This is a genomic window from Lacinutrix sp. MEBiC02404 (genome assembly GCF_053601575.1).
On the sequence record NZ_JBSHNV010000140.1, the window covers coordinates 1 to 1632 of the forward strand.

General features: G+C 28.2%; 2 protein-coding genes. Both read left to right on the forward strand.

Translation table 11 applies throughout. The features are described from left to right. Positions 1-175: 175 nt before the first annotated feature. Positions 176-451 carry a hypothetical protein gene (locus tag ACVCXO_RS03745; RefSeq protein ID WP_452228254.1) on the forward strand — a complete coding sequence of 92 codons (276 nt, stop codon included), beginning with the start codon at positions 176-178 and terminating at the stop codon, positions 449-451. Between the two features lie 5 nt (positions 452-456). Beyond that, a complete protein-coding gene (locus ACVCXO_RS03750; protein ID WP_452228255.1) occupies positions 457-1359 on the forward strand; it encodes a hypothetical protein in 903 nt (300 codons plus the stop codon). Positions 1360-1632: the final 273 nt, after the last annotated feature.

Sequence of the window (1632 nt, forward strand, 5' to 3'; positions counted from 1 at the left end):
AATTACTAAACATAACAACGTATATATAAAATAGCTAATTGGTTGTTTAATCAATATTTTTTGTTTCTTTATAAAATATATACAAGCCGGAAAGACAAGTCATTATTTAAACGCTACTTTCCATATACGTATACGTTGGCAAACATTTATTGAACCCATTGCAAAACAACATATTATGAGTGAAAAAATAGCTGAATTTAAAAAAGAAATACAAAGAGTAGGTCAAATATATATATCAAAAGTACCACCTAAAAATGATGATGTCGATTCATCCCAGATAAACACTGAAATAGCAAGAGAGTTCATTAATAAAGGTGTAATTGAAATTGGAGTTTTCGCAAATAAATTATTTGAAAACGAAAATGAAAATAATATTATTTTAAAGAAAGAATTAGAAGAAATACTAGAAGCCGAATCATTAAACATAATAATGAAAATCACTTACTCTTAATAATATTGAAAAAAAATAATCCATATAGCTCAAAAGAATTAAAAGATTATCTCGCTAGTCTTCCTCCAGAACTTGTCGAGAAAAGAAACCAAGAACAAATTGAAGAAAACAGACAAATGTTTGCAGAATTTAAAGATGCTTTTTCTAAATCCTGTTGCTTTTTATGTGGAAATAAACTTGAAACTTTTTATCCTGACGAACCTTGCTTTCATTGGTTTTTAAGACCAAATGGTATTCGTAAAAAAGATTTTAAAACCTATCTATCAGAACCAATTGGTTTTTTTCGATTAGAAAGCTATTTGAGATGGGTAGCGACAACTGAAAATTTTATAAAAAACATAAACGACTTAGAAAGTGAAACATCTAAAAGTAAAATAAGAGAAGTAACCATAAAATACCAAAATATTGAATGGTCATTACACTATGGAAAAACGGATTTAGAAGGACATTCAAATTCTAAGAATGCAAATTTCCCTCATTTTCACTTACAAATGTTTATTGATGATAATCCATTTATTAGGTTCAATGATTTTCATATTCCTTTTTCTAAGTATGACCTTTTTGACATTAAATTAATGGATGAAGCAAGCGATTTAATACAATTCGGACACAGTCAAGCTCCTGGAATGTCTGTTATTGAAGATGAAGAGTTATTAAAGGAAATGGATGAATTAATGATTTCATCTGAAAATATGGATTCGGCAACTTTTAATTCTCAAACTATGGTAACAATGCCTGAAGGTCAAACTATGTCTGGGGAAAAATTAAATGAAATGTTTAAAGAAAATAGAGAAACTAAAGTTCCTTTAAGACATTTAATGAAAAAATATTTTCCTGAAGTTAAAACTGTAACTCAAATAGAACCAGCAGATGGGTTTCCTGATAAAAAAACTAGAAATAAAAGATAAAACGATTTGCCAACACCGTATATAATTTATTGCTGGCTTCTCGCCTACTTACGAAAGTCCTCGCGGACTTTCTTGGTCGGTAATTATTTACTAAATTAGTTGCTTAAAACACGCAACAAACCATATACAAACACGTTACCCAACATTTGAACAAAAATTATGGATAAAAAAATATTAGGAAATTTTATAATCTATTTTCCACCAATTGCATATATGGCTTTTACTCTTATTTTGAAAAAAGAAAATACTGGAATTGATTGGACTTCTATTGTT

Bases quoted from the DNA above. Each gene is read 5' to 3' on its own strand.
- ACVCXO_RS03745 (WP_452228254.1), top strand. From the start codon at position 176: ATGAGTGAAAAAATAGCTGAATTTAAAAAAGAAATACAAAGAGTAGGT.